Genomic DNA, 18,399 nt, shown 5'->3' with positions numbered 1-18,399 from the left:
AATATGTGGCTTTCAGACGTTTCAGTAAAGCGGCCGGTATTCGCGTCGGTCGTAAACTTACTTTTGTTGATTTTTGGGATTGTTGCAGTGTCTATGTTGTCGCTGCGAGAGTACCCAGATATCGACCCACCCATAGTGTCCATCTCCACCACTTACGATGGCGCATCGGCGAATATCGTCGAAACCCGAATCACTCAGTTACTAGAAGACCGTATCAGTGGTATTGAAGGAATTAAAAATATCACTTCGACCAGTCGCAACGGACGTTCGGATATCACCATTGAATTTAATTTAAGCCGCGATATCGACGCTGCGTCTAATGATGTGCGTGAACGGGTGAGTCGTGCGCTGAACAACTTACCTGATCAAGCTGATCCGCCTGAAGTGTCAAAGTCTAACTCAGATGAAGATGCCATTGTTTGGTACAACCTACGCAGTACCAATTTAGATACCATGGAGCTAACCGATTACGCTGAACGTTATTTGGTTGACCAACTCTCTATTGTTGATGGGGTCGCGCGAATTCGCTTAGGCGGCGGGCGAACTTATGCCATGAAAGTCTTTCTCGACCGCAATGCGATGGCTGCGCGAGGCATTACGGTTACAGACGTAGAAAATGTCATTCAGTCTGAAAACGTAGAGTTGCCCGCAGGCGAAGTGGAGTCTGAATCTCGAGACTTTGAAGTGCGCGTTGCACGCAGCTTCTTAACGCCGGATGATTTTGCCGCGCTAACGGTTGCCGTTGGCGACGATGGCTATCTGGTTCGTTTAGGCGAAATTGCCCATGTGGAATTGGCCGCCGAAGACGATGAAACCGAGTTCCGTGGCGATGGTGTGAACATGATTGGCTTAGGGGTAATTAAGCAGTCGAAAGCCAATACCCTTGATGTGGCAAAAGCCGCCAAGAAAGCTATAGAGCGCATAGAAACGTCTTTACCAGATAATATTTTTATTGTGCCAAGTTACGACTCATCAGTGTTTATCGAAGAGTCGATCAATGAGGTGTACAACACGCTGGGTATTGCCATGTTGATGGTGGTGATCGTGATTTACTTGTTTCTGGGTAATATTCGCGCCACCCTTATTCCGGCCTTAACTGTACCTGTTTCGTTGGTGGCAGCGTTTATTGTGATGTACGCGCTGAATTTCTCAATTAACCTACTCACATTGCTCGCCATGGTGTTGGCGATTGGGCTGGTGGTTGACGATGCCATTGTGGTGCTAGAAAACATTTATCGTCGTATCGAAATGGGCGAGCGTCCCATTCTTGCCGCCTATCGTGGAACACGAGAAGTGGGGTTCGCGGTTATTGCGACAACCCTAGTTTTGATTGCGGTGTTTGTGCCTTTGGCATTTCTCGATGGCAATATAGGCCGGTTATTTACCGAATTCGCCTTGGCTATTGCCGCGGCAGTGGCTTTCTCAAGTTTTACCGCACTTACCTTATCTCCTATGTTGGGGTCGTTGATCTTGAAAAAGCGCGAGCGTGCATCGGGTTTTGGCAGCTGGATGGACCGCAACTTTAGCGTGCTTGAAGGTAAGTACTTCAACAGTTTAAGTAAGAGTATTCATCAACCTCTCGTGGTTATTGCTTTGTTGGCCATGGCGATCTTCGCCATTTATCAGCTCTATCAGAACATCCCCAGTGAACTTGTGCCGAAAGAAGATCGAGGTAACTTCTTTATTATTATGCAGTCGCAAGAAGGCGCGAGTTTTGAAAGCAACACAGAAAACCTGCGGAAAATAGAAGCAGTACTGATGCCTTATCGTGAGTCGGGCGAGGCCAGTCGTGTATTGGTTCGTTCACCTGGTTTTGGCGGCAATGCAGGTATTGCTATTATAGGTGCTGCGCCTTGGGATGAACGTGAGCGCAGTACGTTTGCGTTAATGGATGAGATTACCGCTCAGCTTTCTGATATTCCTGATGTACGCGCTTTTGGGGTGATGCGCTCTGGCATTGGCGGCGGTGGTTTAGGTCGCCCCGTGCAATTTGTGTTGAAAGGCGATACTTACGAAAACCTCGTCGCTTGGCGTGATACGCTGATGGAGAAGGCTGCAGAGAATCCGAATTTGATCCGGCTCGACTCAGACTACAAGGAAACGTCGCCGCAGCTTTTGGTGAATATCGACAGGGATCGCGCGGCTGACTTGGGTGTATCTATTAGTGATATCGGCCGTACGTTGGAAACCATGCTGGGCCAGCGTCGCGTGTCGACCTATCTGGATCGCGGTGAAGAGTACGATGTGATCATGGAAGGGATTGAATCGGATTTTCGCAGCCCGAGCAGTATCGACAACCTCTACGTACGCTCTGATCGCACCGGTGAACTCATTCCAATGGATAACTTGCTCACTGTGACGGAGCAGGCCACATCGGCACGCCTGAATCGGTATAACCGCATGCGGGCGATAACGATTTCTGCCAACTTGGCAGACGGCTACACCTTAGGTGAAGCCTTGGCATATCTAGAGGATATTGTGCATACGGAACTGCCCGAGAGTGCGACTATTGATTATAAAGGCGAAAGCCAACTTTATCAGGAGTCAGGTAGTTCATTTATCTTTGTGTTCTTATTAGCGCTCGCGATCACTTATTTGATATTGGCGGCGCAGTTTGAAAGCTGGATTCACCCATTGGTGATCATGTTAACCGTGCCACTAGCCCTTGTTGGCGCTTTTATTGGCTTGTACCTCGCCGGCATGACCATCAATATCTACAGCCAAATTGGCTTAGTGATGTTGATTGGTTTGGCGGCGAAGAACGGTATATTGATTGTCGAGTTTGCCAACCAACTTCGCGATGATGGAATGGACTTCGAGCAAGCCTTGAAGCAAGCGGCCTCACTGCGTTTACGGCCCATTGTTATGACCGCTTTTACCACGGTATTTAGCTCGATCCCGCTGGTGGTTGCCGCTGGTCCGGGGTCAGAAAGTCGAATGGCGATTGGTATGGTGATTTTCGCTGGGGTATTGGTGTCTACTTTCTTAACTTTGTATATCGTCCCTACGGCATACTATTGGTTAGCACGCCACACAGGGTCGCCACTAAAACGTACTCAAGAAGTTGATACTCTCGATGCGAGTACGCCTTATCACAAAGGCGAAGGCTGATTGCCTGTTGTGTAGAGCTTAGAGCTTGTTGAAATAGAAAAATGCCTGTCATTTCTTTGGAAAGACAGGCATTTTTTGTATTAATTAGCGTGTTGCGTGTAGGGCTAGGTGTTATGACAACACGCTAGGCAACGCAATACAGAACGATGTCAGTACGACACTCCAACCTATCAAAACGCCGGCTGATTTTGCGGTAATAATACGCACCGATGGTAAGTAATGCTTGTCAGCCGTTTGATTCCGGCTCAGTAGCCAGCCAACAACAATGGTGATGGCAAAACCAATTAGATTCCACCAGAACCAAAATATCGGGCTTTCAAATAACCACATAGCCATATTGGTGAGTACGCCAGCTGCCAATGCGATATTAGCGGCAAACGCGTGAACTTTACGGCTGTGGATACCCAACATGAAAGTCGCGAGTACAGGGCCGTAAAATACCGAACCAATCTTGTTGATGGCTTCAATGATCGTAGGCGCAATATCCCCGGCATAGAATGATAAAAGAAGGGTGATCACTCCCCACACTACGCCGGCTATCCTCGCATATCGCATGTAACTTTCGTTGTCGGGCTCATGGCCTTTTGCACGGCAAATATCTTCAACAGAAACTGCGGATAAACTATTGATGGCAGAACTAAGCGATGACATGGCAGCGGCCATAATCGCCACCACAAGTAAACCTATGACGCCATTAGGGAGGTAGTTAATAATAAAAATTGGCATCATCCAATCGGGAGAGTCGGCTGGAATTTGCGCCTGTAATGACGGTGTTTGCATCACGAGAGTACCAATGGCTATCCCTGCAAAACAATAGATAAGCGTAATGGGGAAGCGGCTAAAGGCGACGGTGAGCATTAGCTTCTTTAAGTGTTGTTGGTCGTGAGCTGAGAGCGAACGCTGGGCTTCAGATTGGTCGCAACCGTAATAAGACGCATAGAGAAACAAGCCACCTAAAAGCATAGGCAACAAACCAAAGTCACTGCCTGCTAAGCCTAGTCCAGTGAGGTTTGTTGCATTTAGTCGCTCTGGTGAGACCATGGTTAACATGGCACTAAACCCTCCGAGTTGATCTAGTGCTACCCACAAACAGGTAGCGGCTCCTGCAACAATCAAAATCATTTGCGCCGCGTCGCCGTAAACCACGGCTTTCATTCCACCAATGGCAGAGTAAATGAGCGTAATCACGCCGATTAATACAATGCTGTGCCACTGTGCTAGGCCAAGTGTGCCTTGTAATATCAGCGAGATAGCATAAATCATGATGGCGGTAGCAAAAGAGCGACTGAGTTGAAATACAAAGCTGATCAATAGCCGAGTCGAACGGGAAAAGCGTTGTTCTAAGTAATCGTAAACGCTAACAACGCCTGCATTGTGCAGTGAGGGCAACAGCCGCCACAGCATGATAATCACGGCAAGGGGTAAGGCGAGCTCGTAAGATAACCAGATCAGTCCGCCGCCTTCTCTTAGGCCGACAAACGCAGGGGCAGAGATAAAGCTCACCGCTGACAATTGGGTTGCCATCACAGAGAGGGCGAGGGCTTGCCAAGGCAAGGTCCGGCCGCCGAGGAAAAAGTCGTTGCGGTCTTTTTGTTGGCGAAAGTGTAATCCCATTGCGAGTAGGCCAATCAAATAAATCGCGATAATGCTGTAATCAAGCCAAGACATAGTCTTCCTTCCCTGTATTTATTGTTTGATTACTATCTAAACAGGTTCGGGCTGGATAAGCAAAGCATCTGCCGCAACAAGGGGTTACCTTACCCTAATGATAAAATAGAAAATTAACCCTTGATTAACAATATTAATATATTATTGTAATATCATTGCTTCGCTGTTGTAGTTTAACTCAAGGTGTTTGACTGAAGTTGTTTGGGGAGTACCGCGAGGTAATACAGGTATACATTCAACTTGTGGCAGATGCTGTTTGTTGTCACACCCGTTAACAAGGACACACACTATGCGAAGCACAATACACCGCGCTTTCGGCGGTATTCTCTTACTCATACTATTCCAAGGGCAAAGCTATGCCATCGACAATGGCATTTATACCATCACCTCGCGGGTGAGTAACCAAGTGGTTGAAGTGGGGAGCGCGGATACTGCCGATGCGGCAAACATTAATCAATGGCCGCTCAATGGTCATGCCACACAGCAGTGGTTAATTCAGCAAGTCAGTGGGAACGACTATGCGGTTATCAACGCTCACAGTGGTAAGGCGATGGAAGTCTATGCTTTTGACAACAGTGATGGTGCGAACATCGTGCAATACAGTTACTGGGGCGGCGATCCTCAGTTGTGGACCATTACAGATTTAGGCAATGGGTATTTTAGTTTTATAAATAAATTCTCCGGCAAAAGTTTGGATTTACTCGCCAGTGACACCTCATCTGGTGCAAATATTGGCCAATGGACTTACTGGGGCGGTGAACCCCAGCAATGGGCTTTATCGTCAGTATCAGATATTAACTACCTCACTCCTTCGTTTACCAATATTGCGGTACATGACCCGTCGGTGATCGCTACTAACAACCAGTATTACGTATTTGGGTCGCATTTGAGTGCAGCGAGTAGCCCTGACTTTATGCATTGGTCGCGTATTGCCGATGGTGTGAGTGCCAGTAACCCATTGTTTAACGACGTAACAAGCGAGTTATCTGAAGCGTTAACATGGGCACAAACATCGACATTGTGGGCGCCTGATGTGGCGTATATAAATGGTCAGTATTTGATGTATTACAACGCTTGTGAGGGGTCTTCACCCCGTTCAGCAATGGGAATTGCCACGGCGTCATCAATTGAAGGGCCCTATGTTAATCAAGGCTTGTTGCTCAAGTCGGGTATGTGGGGAGAAGCCAGTGAAGACGGGACGATTTACGATGCCACTGTTCATCCTAATGCGGTTGATCCTGCGGTGTTTTATGCGCAAAACGGAACGCTTTGGATGATTTATGGCTCGTATTCAGGTGGGATTTTTATTATGCAGTTGAATCCTTCTACGGGGCAGCCTTATGCGAATCAAGGTTACGGTACGCATTTGTTAGGCGGTAATCACGCGCGTATTGAAGGGGCCTACGTGATCTATGCACCTGATACCGGTTACTACTACATGTTTGTGAGCTATGGCGGGCTATCGGCAGATGGCGGCTATAATGTGCGAGTGTCACGCTCAACCAACCCTAACGGGCCATACTATGACGCTAATGGCACCAATATGGCAACTGTAAAATCTGATCCTTCACAGCCCTTGTTTGATGATGCCAGCATTGCCCCGCATGGCGTTAAATTAATGGGCAATCACGTGTTTACCGGTACTAATAATTCGTTAGGGTATGTTTCTCCGGGCCACAATTCAGCGTGGTATAACGCGGCGACCGGGCAGTATTTCTTGGTCTTTCACTCGCGGTTTCCTGGCCGTGGAGAAGAACACGAAGTGCGAGTTCATGAATTTTTCTTCAACAGTGCAGGATGGCCAGTTGTTTCGCCGCTGCGTTATGCCGATAAAGTGGATGTGAATAATAGCGCTCGACCTCTATCTGAACTTGATGCTGTGAGCCATGCAAACGTAGTTGGGAATTATCAATATGTGAATCATGGCAAAGCGATTTCTGCTGCTATCACTTCGTCTACCGATATTGTGCTGGCGATGGGCGGTAGCGTTACGGGGGCAAGCAGTGGGACTTGGCAGTATGATGCAAGTTCTCAATCTATCACGCTAACGTTAAACGGTGTGGTGTACGAAGGAAAAGCGACACGTCAGTGGAATCAAAGTCGTCAACGATTTGAAGTGGCGCTTACAGCGTTGTCTGCAGATGGTACTGCGGTATGGGCTATTAAGTCGAACTAACAGACAAAAAAAGAGCCGGCATGCCGGCTCCTCTCTGTATTTAGTTGTCACTCAAATGGGCGACTACTCGTCCAAGAAGCTACGTAGCTGCTCTGAACGGCTTGGATGACGTAGTTTACGCAAGGCTTTCGCTTCAATCTGACGAATACGCTCACGTGTTACGTCAAACTGCTTACCTACTTCTTCCAACGTGTGATCGGTGTTCATGTCGATACCGAAACGCATACGCAATACTTTGGCTTCACGGGCTGTTAGGCCAGCAAGTACTTCTTGTGTTGCGCCTTTCAAGCTACCGCCAGTGGCTGAATCGAGGGGCTGCACAATGGTGCTGTCCTCGATAAAGTCGCCAAGATGCGAATCTTCATCATCACCGATGGGCGTTTCCATCGAGATTGGCTCTTTCGCGATCTTCAGTACTTTGCGGATCTTGTCTTCAGGCATAAGCATGCGTTCTGACAATTCTTCCGGCGTAGGTTCACGACCCATTTCCTGAAGCATTTGACGAGAGATACGATTTAGCTTGTTGATGGTTTCAATCATGTGAACAGGGATACGAATCGTACGTGCCTGGTCAGCGATTGAACGCGTGATAGCCTGACGGATCCACCATGTTGCATAAGTTGAGAACTTATAACCACGACGGTATTCAAACTTATCTACTGCTTTCATTAAGCCAATGTTACCTTCTTGGATTAAGTCCAAGAACTGCAAACCACGGTTGGTGTATTTCTTCGCAATTGAAATAACCAAACGCAAGTTAGCTTCAACCATTTCTTTCTTCGCGCGACGCGCTTTTGCTTCACCAATAGACATACGACGGTTGATGTCTTTGATGTCTGAAATCACAAGGCCAGTTTCTTGCTCAACCTGAGTGATTTTAGAAACGCTACGCTCAACTTCTTCACGCACGTTTGCCAGGCCGTTTGCGTAAGCTGCGCCTGAAGCAATAGCTTTGTCTAGCCATTCAGTGGTTGTTTCGTTGCCAGCGAAAGCTTTGATAAAGTCTTTCTTTGGCATTTTCGCGTTAACCACACAGTTTTTCATTACTAAGCGTTCTTGAACACGTACACGGTCCATCATGTCGCGCATGTTTTTCACCATGCGGTCGAACTGCTTAGGTACGAGGCGGAATTCTTTGAAGATTTCGCTTAGTACTTCGATTTGTGCACGAGAATCTTTGTGTGTACGACCTTTCTTCTCGATGACATCACGAGTTTTACCGTATTGATCGCGAAGTGCTGCGAATTTTTCGCGTGCCAACTCCGGATCTACACCGCTATCATCTTCGTCTTCCGAGTCGTCGTCATCGCCGTCATCATCTTCGTCGTCGAGCTCTTCTTCAGAAAGCTCAGAACCGATGTGGGTTGCCGTAGGAGCGATGTCGTCTACTTCGTTCGGGTCGACAAAACCAGAAATAATATCGCTTAAGCGAATTTCTTCTGCTTCGTAGAGATCCCATTGATCAAGTAGGTAAGTGATGGCTTCTGGATATTCAGCCACCGAACATTGAACTTGGTTAATCCCTTCTTCGATACGTTTGGCGATTTCAATTTCGCCCTCGCGGGTTAACAGTTCAACGGTACCCATTTCACGCATGTACATGCGTACTGGGTCGGTTGTACGACCAATTTCACTTTCTACTGTTGCAAGTGCCTGCGCCGCCGCTTCAGCTGCATCTTCGTCAGCTGTGGTTTCTTGCATGAGTAGTTCGTCTGAATCTGGAGCAGATTCAGCAACTTGAATACCCATGTCATTGATCATGCGAATGATATCTTCGATCTGATCTGAATCGACGATATCTTGCGGCAGGTGGTCATTTACTTCGGCAAAAGTCAAATAACCTTGTTCTTTACCTTTTGCAATCAGGAGCTTAATCTGAGACTGCTTGCTTTGCGCCATATACCCTACACTTCTCACATTAAATAAAATTAACAATCAACACTCACGATTGCCTTAGACAATAAAGAGCATGTTATGTTCGTTTAAGTTGCTGCGCGCTGTTTTGAACCAACACTTTGTTGGCGACGCGGCATGGTTTTGTTGCCGATAGCTGCATCTGCAGCGAATTAGCCAGTATAGCAGAATAAACGTGTTTTTAATACTGCTTAGCGGCTTCTTTTTAGACAAAAAGTCCTTTGTCTGGATGGGGGTTTATCCCCGCTGACGTTCCTTCATCAGCAGATTCAGTTCTTGTTTCTCTTCACTGCTCAAAGGTTGTACCCGAGAACGTGAAATCAAGGTCTCGATGCGGCTGTCAAAATGCCAGTCGAGGAGTTTTGCGAAACTGTCGCTGTAAACGCGTTTAGCGTCTTCATCGGCAACCAGTAATTCGTCCTTGAGTACTTTCGCTATAGCCTTACCATGGGGATGATCGCGATAATATTCAATTACCATGGCCTTAGATGCTCGGGTGTTTTGCTGGCAATATTGATGTACATCTATCAAAATATTCATGCCGGGTACGGCTGAGCCTGTTAACGCTTGAGGCATAACGTCTTCGCATTCATTGGCTAATTGCGGATGTTCTATCAACAGGCGTACCATCATTTTAACCGGCGAAACGGTAGACTTTGCCACCGGTTGCCATTGCACTGCTCGGGGCTTTTGCATGCCGTTTGCTGCGCGAATGTCTTGTTGTAAACGGTAGCGGTCGTATTCGCCGGTATGTTTACTTAGCTCTTCTTGCATTAGCGCTTTTTGGCTATCCCCCAAAATCTGGTCGATTAGCGGCTGCGCGGCAGTTTTAAGTGCCATTTTCCCTTCTGGAGTCCCCACTTGGTGCTGTTGCAGTAAGTGGTCAAAGAAAAAACGCGATAGCGGCATGGCGTTTTTCAGCATGGTTTCAAACTCTGCTTTGCCGGTTTGACGAACCATGGTGTCTGGGTCTTCGCCGTCGGGCAAAAATAAGAACTTGAGTTGTACGCCGTCTTTCAATACGGGTAGGGCGTTTTCTACTGCCCGCCATGCGGCGTCTCTACCAGCGCGGTCACCGTCGTAGCAGCACAATATTTCATTACTTGCGCGCATGAGCATCGTAAGGTGCTCGCCTGTAGTGGCTGTTCCCAAAGCCGCAGTAGCGTATTGAATGTCGAACTGGCTAAGTGCCACTACATCCATGTAGCCTTCTACGATCATCACTTGGTCGAGGTGGCGGTTAACCTGTTTGGCTTGATAAAAGCCAAATAACTCGTGACCTTTATGAAAAATACGGGTTTCGGGCGAGTTGAGATATTTAGGGCCGCCGCCGTCTAATATTCGTCCGCCAAAACCAACAACGCGACCACGTTTATCGCGTATAGGGAACATAATGCGGTCGCGGAAAAAGTCGTACTGGCGCCCATTGTCGTTGCGGTTGACTAACTTTAAATCGATGAGTTGTTGAATGCGGTGTTTATCTGTACCGAAGGCTTTAAGCAAGCCATCCCACTCCGGCGGCGCGTACCCGATTTCCCAGCGCTTAACAATTTCACCCGACAAGCCACGATTTTTCAGGTAGTCGATAGCACGCTGGCCTTGGGCATGACCTTTTAATTGGTTTTGGAAAAAGCGGGTGACTTTTTCCATTAGGTCATAATCGCTTTGTAATTGTTGTTTTTTTGCGTCGCTCATGCCGGGGCGACTGCCTTGTTCACGCGGAACTTCTAGTCCGTGAACCTTGGCGAGTTCTTCAATGGCTTCGACAAACTCTAAGCGGTCGAATTCCATAATAAAAGAAATGGCGTTACCGTGAGCGCCACAACCAAAACAATGATAAAACTGTTTGTCTTGGCTAACGGTAAAAGAAGGCGTTTTTTCACTGTGGAAAGGGCAGCAAGCGGAGTAGTTTTTACCTGCTTTTTTGAGTTTTACGCGTGAGTCAACCACATCGACAACGTCGGTTCGAGCCAACAGGTCGTCAATAAAATCACGAGGGATCTTTCCAGCCATAAAGAGGTGAATTCGCTATGATAAAACGTCCACTTTAAACAGGCTAACCCGTTTGGGCAACCTCTGAAAACGGCGTAACAGATTTAGGCGTTTAAGCGCGCCTTAATTTTGCCACTGAGTGCGCCCATGTCTGCACGGCCTTGCACTTGTGGTTTAAGCACTCCCATCACTTTACCCATGTCTTGCATGCCAGACGCACCAGTAGAAGCCATTGCTTCGTCAATGAGTGCAGCCAACTCGTCTTCGGTAAGTGGTTGGGGTAGGAAAGACTCTAATACAACAATCTCTTCGCGCTCTTGGGTAGCCAAGTCGTCACGTCCAGCAGAGTCGTATTGAGTAGCGGCATCCTGGCGCTGTTTAACCATTTTGGTCAGCACCGCCAGAATGTCGGCATCATTCAATGTGATTTTTTCGTCAATTTCACGCTGTTTGATTGCGGCAAGCGCCATACGAATCGTACCAAGGCGAAGTTTCTCTTTGGCGCGCATCGCGTCTTTCTGCGCTGATTTTAAATCATCAATCAATGGCATTGAAATTTCCACACAACAGTTGAATGAAAAAAGTAGGTCGTCGATTTATGGAGAACCGAAGTCCTCCATGGGCTGACTGTCCCTTAGTAAAGCTTAACGCGACGTGCGTTTTCGCGAGCCAACTTCTTCAGATGACGTTTTTTCGCTGCAGCTTTCTTACGCTTGCGTTCCCAAGTAGGCTTCTCGAAGAACTCACGACGACGAACTTCAGACAGAACACCGGCTTTTTCACAAGAACGTTTAAAGCGACGTAGCGCTACGTCAAATGGTTCGTTTTCTCTAACTTTAACGATGGGCATTTAAATCTCACCTCAAAAAACTAACAGATTACCGGGCATATTTACTGGGGTTTTCAGACCGCCCGGGTTAAAAATGGTGCGAAATTCTAATCATATCTGGAGAGTTTGTAAAGGGAGAATTGTTAAAAAATAGCCAAATTCGCCTTTTTCATGCCCGATTCCATTGGCGTACCGAGCTTGAAAGAGTACACTAGCGCCTTTCTTTAGCAACAAAAGAGTGTGCACACGCCAATGCGAATTTTGGGTATTGAAACATCGTGCGACGAAACCGGTGTAGCGGTTTACGACGATGAACAAGGGTTATTATCACATGCTTTATATAGCCAAGTAAAACTTCATGCCGATTATGGTGGTGTTGTACCCGAACTCGCGTCTCGTGATCACGTACGCAAAATCGTGCCGCTTATCCAGCAGGCGTTAAAAGACGCCGATACCACACAAGCGCAACTCGATGGCATCGCTTTTACTCAGGGGCCGGGCTTAGTCGGTGCTTTGTTGGTTGGCGCTTCCGTTGGCCGCTCTCTGGCGTATTCTTGGGGTATCCCAGCGGTGGGGGTGCATCACATGGAAGGGCACTTACTTGCGCCAATGCTGGAAGACGAAGCGCCTGAATTCCCTTTTATTGCATTGCTGGTTTCTGGTGGTCACTCCATGCTGGTAAAAGTTGAAGGAATTGGCCAATACGAAATGTTAGGCGAATCTATTGACGATGCGGCCGGTGAAGCCTTTGATAAAACCGCCAAGCTATTAGGGCTAGATTATCCCGGAGGCCCATTATTGGCAAAACTGGCGGATAAAGGCGAAGGTGGTCATTATAAATTTCCTCGCCCGATGACAGACCGCCCAGGGTTAGATTTTAGCTTTAGCGGATTAAAAACGTTTGCTGCGAATACGATTCGCGATAGTGATGGCAGTGATGAAAGTAAAGCTAATATTGCCTTTGCTTTCCAAGAAGCCGTCATTGATACCTTGATGATCAAATGTCGCCGTGCGCTCAAGCAAACAGGTTTAAAGCGCCTTGTTATTGCTGGCGGTGTTAGTGCGAATACAGCGTTACGTGCAGCCATGAAAACCATGATGGATGACATTCGCGGAGAAGTTTTCTACCCAAGTCTAGCGTTTTGTACCGACAATGGCGCCATGATTGCCTACGCTGGGATGCAGCGTTTGAAGGCAGGGCAAGTGTGTGAACTGTCAGCCAAAGCCAAACCGCGTTGGCCGCTAGACACGCTTTCGGCGGTCTAGCCAGCCTAGTTTTATTTGAGTCATAACGCACAGTGTGTCATGGTGGTTTCATCTTACCGTGGCACATTTTCTTCTCTAAGATATGCCAATAAATAAAACAAAGGACGTGTTATGACTCTGATGCGACGTTTCGTTACGCTGCTTTTTATCCTTGTTATATCTGCTTGCCAATCAACGCCTACCGAAACAACCCATACTGAACGCCCACAATATGTGGTACTCATTTCTCTCGATGGTTTTCGTCATGATTACATCGACAAGCACGATGCCAAGCACTTACAAGCCATTGCAGACAAAGGTGTGCGGGCAGAGCGCATGAACCCCGTGTATCCGGCAAACACATTTCCTAATCATTTATCGATAATTACAGGGTTAAGGCCGATCAATCACGGTATTGTTGCTAACCATTTTTATGACAAGTCTCGCCATGCCAGCTATGACATGGGTAAAGGTTACGGCGATAGTACCTGGTTAAGTGGTACGCCATTGTGGAATTTAGTAGAACAGCATGGTTTTAAAGCTGCGACCTACTTTTGGCCTGAATCGGATGCGCGTATTAATGGCATGCTACCCACTTATCATTACCACTATTCCAAATACGCTGATTACGGTAAACGAGTTGACCAAATCATTGATTGGCTGGCTTTGCCAGAAGCGCAACGTCCGAGGTTTGTGGCGGGATATTTTTCCTTAACCGATACCCAAGGGCATGAGTATGGCCCTGACGCCAAAGAAACCTATGAAGCAGTGCAAGTGGTTGACGCTTATATCGGTGAACTCTACGAGCGATTACAGGCCTTGCCCATCGATGTGAATTTGGTGGTGGTGTCTGATCACGGTATGACAAGCACAGGCCGCGATGCCGCAATAGATGTGGGAGCCTTGCCGATTAGTGATAAATTTCATTACGAGATTCAGGGAGCGCAAGTGCTGCTCTATGCGAAAGATGGCGCCACCGATGCTGATATTGCAGAACAAAAGCGCGCACTAGGGGCCGTTGCAGCCAATGCCTATACGGTACTCAGCGATGCTCAACGCGCAGCGCGGTATTATTCGGTGAATGATCGTACGGGCGATATTGTTATACAGGCCCAAGCACCAGCTTGGTTTGCTAAGCCAAACAGTGACTACATTAGCAATGGCGGGCATGGGTACGAACCGACTAGCGCTGATATGGGAGCAACATTTGTGGCAATAGGCCCTGCATTTAAACAGGGCCTGCGCTTACCAGCAATCGACAATTTAGCGGTGTATCCAACACTGGCTAAAGTGTTGGGGCTAACCTTACTAACGCCAGTTGATGGTAAAGTGGGTGTGTTAGCACAAGGGTTAGTTAATCCCTAACTTTTAGACAGCAAGTTAGCGGGCACATCCCAACTCATTGTATGGATTTGCCCGTCCCAACGCTGCAATGTCAGCCATATTTTATCGTCTTGAGAAAGACTGGCTTTGGCTAAAGCGTGCACGTGTTGGCCGTGTCGCGTACCGTGAAGAATGCCCAATTCTTCCTGTTCTAATGACGTCAGCGACATAGGCTCAGTGCCAATGTTTAAATACGCTTGACGTACTGTCGCAACATCACCTGTTTTAAACATGAGTAAAAAGTCTTTTACGAACAAGCCGTCGTGATGATAGGGCGCGTTTTCATCGTAAGGCATAGGCGTGATCTCGTACTCCCCCACTTTTTTTGTTTCCAGTACCGGTGGAAACTCAGGGTGTAGCGACTGATAAAAGTACCAAACGGGTAAGACCAAAATGACTGCGTGAATAATGTATTGGTATTTTTTACGTAAGGTTATTTTTCTGCGGCTCATTAATGGGCCTCCTTCAACTCAGGTATTACAGACGCATTTGCTGTGCGCGAGGGCTTCTTAATGACACGCAGATACCACATGTAAAAGCCGGTAATCGACATGGCGGTTAATACCAAACCAAATAAAAACCAAATGATTTTGGTCCAAATGCCGCCGATAGTACCAAAGTGCAGCGGGTCAGTGATGTGCATAAGGGTTTGTAACGCCCCCATGCTTTCGGGAGTAAATTTATCTTCTACCTTGCCATTCCACGGGTTAATGGCAACACGGCTACTGTAGTCATCAAATAAAATGGTTTGACTGTGACCTGAAAACTTATAGGTATCTCGGTTGTGTTCAGGTAGCGCAATATAAGTTGGGGTAAAGTTTGGCACGGTCTGGTTGGCAATATTGAGTGCCTGAGTAAAGTTAACCGTGGGAGTTGTTGCTGCGGCTTGATTGAGCGGCACATCTTGAATTGCAATGGGCGCGGGATAAGGTTCAAATTCTGTTTCTGTGTGCCACAACACAGCTTGAATTAAATACCATAAGCCAGTTAGCCCCATTACCGCTAAAAACCAAATTGACCACACGCCACCTAAACGATGTAAATCGCTCAGTAAGGTACGGGTACCTTGTGTAACGCGCAGTTTGGGGCGGAAGAACGCGAGCCAGAACTTCTTGTAGACCATTAATCCGGTAACGAGCGCACCTATGACCACAATCGACATAATACTCACTAAATAATAACCAATACTGTAGCCCTGTTGCCAAGGAAACAATAACCAGCCGTGCAGAGAGCGCATAAAGCCGATAAATGTGGTGCCGGTGACAATTTCTTGTATTTCGCCGGTGTATTGGTTCACGTAAGCCTGTGCATAGGGTTTATCGCTGTCAGTGAAATTGATCACGTGAGTAAGGTATGACTCTCGTGTCATTACCCCAGTAACATGAGCAGAAGGGTGTTGAGCCGTGAGGTTGGCAACTAACTCGTCAATCGGCTTTGGTGGCATGTTGTCGGGGTTAGTTGCACGAGATTGTGCATTAGTGAGCCAGGTTAACTCATGGCTGATTACAGAAATGGTACCGGTTAAACAAATAAAACTGAAGAGCACCCAAATCGGCAGCGAGAACCAACCGTGAAGCTGGAACCACATGCGATTGCTGATCTTTTTCTTGGCCATCTTGATGAATACTCCTGACGCTTAATTGTTATATTTGCCCTGATTGGTCATGGGTTGTGAGATTGACGTTAGGACGGGCATTGAGTGCGAAAACGAAAAGTATTCGCATTATAAACGAGCGCAGTAAAAAAACAGGTGGCTTTATAAAAACTGATTATCTTAAAAGGGCCATTCTTTGTCGAGGTTGGGACAAAATGGTGCATTTGCACATTTAGTGAACATAAGCGACGTATACAAAGAAACTAATATTAATGATAATAGTTCTCAATGACGAACAATAACAACTCGTAATAGGACTAATTAGTAATGAAACACACAATGAGTCGTTTAGCGCTAGCTGTCGCGGTTGCAAGTAGCGGCCTTTCTTTGAATGCGTTAGCTCAAGACGCTGACACTGAAAAAGATGATGTTGAAACCGTAACCGTGGTTGGTAAGTACTCGGTTAACGAAAAGGTTGATACAGCAACGGGTCTAGGATTGTTGATTAGCGAAACGCCTCAATCTGTGAGTGTGATCACCGCTGAACGTATTCAAGACCAAGCTTTAGACACTATCGTTGATACGGTTGCCAACACCATTGGTGTGTCTTCTATCAAACTTGATAACGTACGTAATACTCTTCAAGCGCGTGGTTTTGATATTACGAATTACCAAATTGACGGTGTTCCTCTGTCATGGAGCCTAGGTGCTGACTCGGGTGAAACCATCGCCGATGTTGCGATTTACGAGCGTGTGGAATTCGTACGAGGCTCCACCGGCCTTCTAACTGGAGCGGGTGATCCTTCAGCGTCAATTAACTTGGTAAGAAAAACTGCGTCAGCGACTGAGCTCGAAGGCTTTGTTAGCGCAGCCTATGGTAGCTGGGACACCACCGAGTTTACTGGTGATGTAGCGACAGGCCTGAATGAAGATGGAACAGTAAGAGGCCGCGTGGTCGCGAAGTATCGCGAAGGCGACTCATTTATTGATTACTACTCATCTTCAACCAAAGTACTTTATGGTGTGCTTGAAGGCGACATTACAGATAACACCTTATTACGTGTTGGTATGAGCTACCAAAATGATACCCCTAAAGCTAACTTCTGGGGGGGGATCCCTGGTGTCTTCGCGGATGGTACGGCTACAGATTTTGATGTGTCTACGACCACTGCGGCAAAATGGACTCGTTGGGAAACTACGTCTAAGAACGTGTTCGCGAACTTAAGTCACTTTTTCGCTAACGGCTGGGAGTTGTCGGCTAACTACAACAAACTCAATTACGAGAGTGCTACCAAGTTGCTTTATCTCTATGGTTCTCTTGATGAAGAGACCGGTGCAGGCCTAGTGACTTGGCCGTATAAGAGCCAAGGTGAGAGTGATCAAGACAGTTTCGACTTACAATTAAAAGGTACGTACGAGCTGTTGGGTAACGCACATGAATTCGTTTTAGGCGCACTGTACAGCAAACAAGAAGCTGACGCGGCAAACCATACGGCTTCTGGAGACGGCGCATTTGGGGCAGTAGATAATTTCTACGAATGGGACGCAACTTACCCAGAACCAACGTGGAGTGAAGACCTGACTATTGCACAGGATATGGACACCGAACAGAAAGGGTTTTACGCAGCAACACGCTTCCATGTGACCGACGAATTGAAAGTGATTGCCGGTGGCCGAATTTCAAGCTGGGAGCGCACTGGTGTCAGTTATGATGTTGTAACCGATTTTGGTGAAAATGGCGTATTTGTTCCTTATTTGGGTGCGTTGTACGATGTTACTGATCAACATCGCGTTTACGCTAGCTACACTGAAATTTTCCAACCACAGAATGCACAAGACCGCAACGGCGACTTCTTGGACTCAGTGGAAGGTAAAACTTACGAAATTGGTTTGAAGAGCCGTTTCTTGGACGACATGCTTCACACGTCTTTCGCGATCTTTAAGATCGACCAAGACAACCTTGCACAAGACGACATAGACGAAGATGGAACGGTATATTATGTGCCTGGCTCAGATATGTTGACGGTTGCACAACGCGGCGCGCAAGGTGTAGAGAGCTATGGTTTTGAATTTGAGGTGGTAGGTAACCCTGTTGAAGGCTGGGATATCACAGCGGGTTATTCGCAGTTTGAAGCCGAAGATGCAGCAGACAATAAAGTGAACACAGCGCATCCACGTAAGCAAGCTCAGGTATTTACGACTTACAACTTCGTTAAGACAATGCCAGAACTTACTGTTGGTGGTGGTGTTAACTGGCAGAGTAAAACGACGGAAGGTTCTGTAGCACAAGACAGTTACACACTGGTTAACTTGATGGCTCGTTATCAAGTAACCGATAACTTTAACGTGCAGTTGAATGCCAACAACTTGTTTGATGAAAAATACTACGCGTATATTTCATCAAATAACCAAGTACAGTTTGGTAATCCTCGTAACGTGACGTTAAGTGTGAAGTACAACTTCTAACTACTGTTACATACGAAAAAG

The 18,399-nt window shown here is 47.0% G+C and carries 12 protein-coding genes; 5 read left to right on the top strand and 7 right to left on the bottom strand.

The window, feature by feature from the left end; genetic code table 11:
- Positions 1–3: 3 nt before the first annotated feature.
- Complete coding sequence (locus ACXAH6_RS06605; protein WP_474875854.1) at positions 4–3,111, top strand: efflux RND transporter permease subunit; 3,108 nt, start codon at positions 4–6, stop codon at positions 3,109–3,111.
- Positions 3,112–3,222: 111 nt separating this feature from the next.
- Here the strand turns inward: ACXAH6_RS06605 and ACXAH6_RS06600 are convergent, their stop codons facing one another.
- Positions 3,223–4,779, bottom strand: coding sequence for a sodium:solute symporter family transporter (locus ACXAH6_RS06600; RefSeq protein WP_474875853.1), 1,557 nt, complete (start codon positions 4,777–4,779; stop codon positions 3,223–3,225).
- 289 nt (positions 4,780–5,068) lie between these two features.
- On the opposite strand from ACXAH6_RS06600, the gene ACXAH6_RS06595 reads away from it, so the two are divergent.
- Positions 5,069–6,955 (top strand): RICIN domain-containing protein, encoded by a 1,887-nt coding sequence (locus tag ACXAH6_RS06595; RefSeq protein WP_474875852.1) that lies wholly within the window; start codon positions 5,069–5,071, stop codon positions 6,953–6,955.
- A 63-nt stretch (positions 6,956–7,018) separates the two neighbouring features.
- Here ACXAH6_RS06595 and rpoD read toward each other — a convergent pair whose 3' ends face one another.
- From rpoD to rpsU, 4 genes are all read right to left on the bottom strand, one after another.
- Positions 7,019–8,854 carry an RNA polymerase sigma factor RpoD gene (gene rpoD, locus ACXAH6_RS06590; protein ID WP_474875851.1) on the bottom strand — a complete coding sequence of 612 codons (1,836 nt, stop codon included), beginning with the start codon at positions 8,852–8,854 and terminating at the stop codon, positions 7,019–7,021.
- A 252-nt stretch (positions 8,855–9,106) separates the two neighbouring features.
- Positions 9,107–10,882: a DNA primase gene (gene dnaG, locus ACXAH6_RS06585; RefSeq protein ID WP_474875850.1), complete on the bottom strand. Its 1,776-nt coding sequence runs from the start codon at positions 10,880–10,882 to the stop codon at positions 9,107–9,109.
- An 83-nt stretch (positions 10,883–10,965) separates the two neighbouring features.
- Positions 10,966–11,412 (bottom strand): GatB/YqeY domain-containing protein, encoded by a 447-nt coding sequence (locus ACXAH6_RS06580; RefSeq protein ID WP_474875849.1) that lies wholly within the window; start codon positions 11,410–11,412, stop codon positions 10,966–10,968.
- 83 nt (positions 11,413–11,495) lie between these two features.
- Positions 11,496–11,711: a 30S ribosomal protein S21 gene (gene rpsU / locus ACXAH6_RS06575; protein WP_012517258.1), complete on the bottom strand. Its 216-nt coding sequence runs from the start codon at positions 11,709–11,711 to the stop codon at positions 11,496–11,498.
- 231 nt (positions 11,712–11,942) lie between these two features.
- Between rpsU and tsaD the strand changes: the two genes are divergently transcribed.
- Both tsaD and ACXAH6_RS06565 read left to right on the top strand, forming a co-directional pair.
- Complete coding sequence (tsaD, locus tag ACXAH6_RS06570; RefSeq protein WP_474875848.1) at positions 11,943–12,956, top strand: tRNA (adenosine(37)-N6)-threonylcarbamoyltransferase complex transferase subunit TsaD; 1,014 nt, start codon at positions 11,943–11,945, stop codon at positions 12,954–12,956.
- Positions 12,957–13,076: 120 nt separating this feature from the next.
- Positions 13,077–14,300, top strand: a complete 1,224-nt coding sequence (locus ACXAH6_RS06565) for an alkaline phosphatase family protein (RefSeq protein ID WP_474876043.1) — start codon at positions 13,077–13,079, stop codon at positions 14,298–14,300.
- On the opposite strand, the gene ACXAH6_RS06560 is transcribed toward ACXAH6_RS06565, so the two are convergent.
- Both ACXAH6_RS06560 and ACXAH6_RS06555 read right to left on the bottom strand, forming a co-directional pair.
- Positions 14,297–14,770, bottom strand: a complete 474-nt coding sequence (locus tag ACXAH6_RS06560) for a hypothetical protein (RefSeq protein WP_474875847.1) — start codon at positions 14,768–14,770, stop codon at positions 14,297–14,299. The two genes, ACXAH6_RS06565 and ACXAH6_RS06560, sit on opposite strands and share 4 nt — an antisense overlap.
- Positions 14,770–15,933: a PepSY-associated TM helix domain-containing protein gene (locus ACXAH6_RS06555; RefSeq protein ID WP_474875846.1), complete on the bottom strand. Its 1,164-nt coding sequence runs from the start codon at positions 15,931–15,933 to the stop codon at positions 14,770–14,772. The genes ACXAH6_RS06560 and ACXAH6_RS06555 overlap by 1 nt, the downstream gene beginning before the upstream one ends.
- A gap of 306 nt (positions 15,934–16,239) precedes the next feature.
- Between ACXAH6_RS06555 and ACXAH6_RS06550 the strand changes: the two genes are divergently transcribed.
- Positions 16,240–18,378: a TonB-dependent siderophore receptor gene (locus ACXAH6_RS06550; protein ID WP_474875845.1), complete on the top strand. Its 2,139-nt coding sequence runs from the start codon at positions 16,240–16,242 to the stop codon at positions 18,376–18,378.
- The last annotated feature ends 21 nt before the right edge of the window (positions 18,379–18,399 follow it).

This window comes from Alteromonas sp. ABE4_545 (assembly GCF_056161325.1).
The sequence above is the reverse complement of the archived record's forward strand: the minus strand, read 5'-3'. Positions and strand labels throughout refer to the sequence as shown.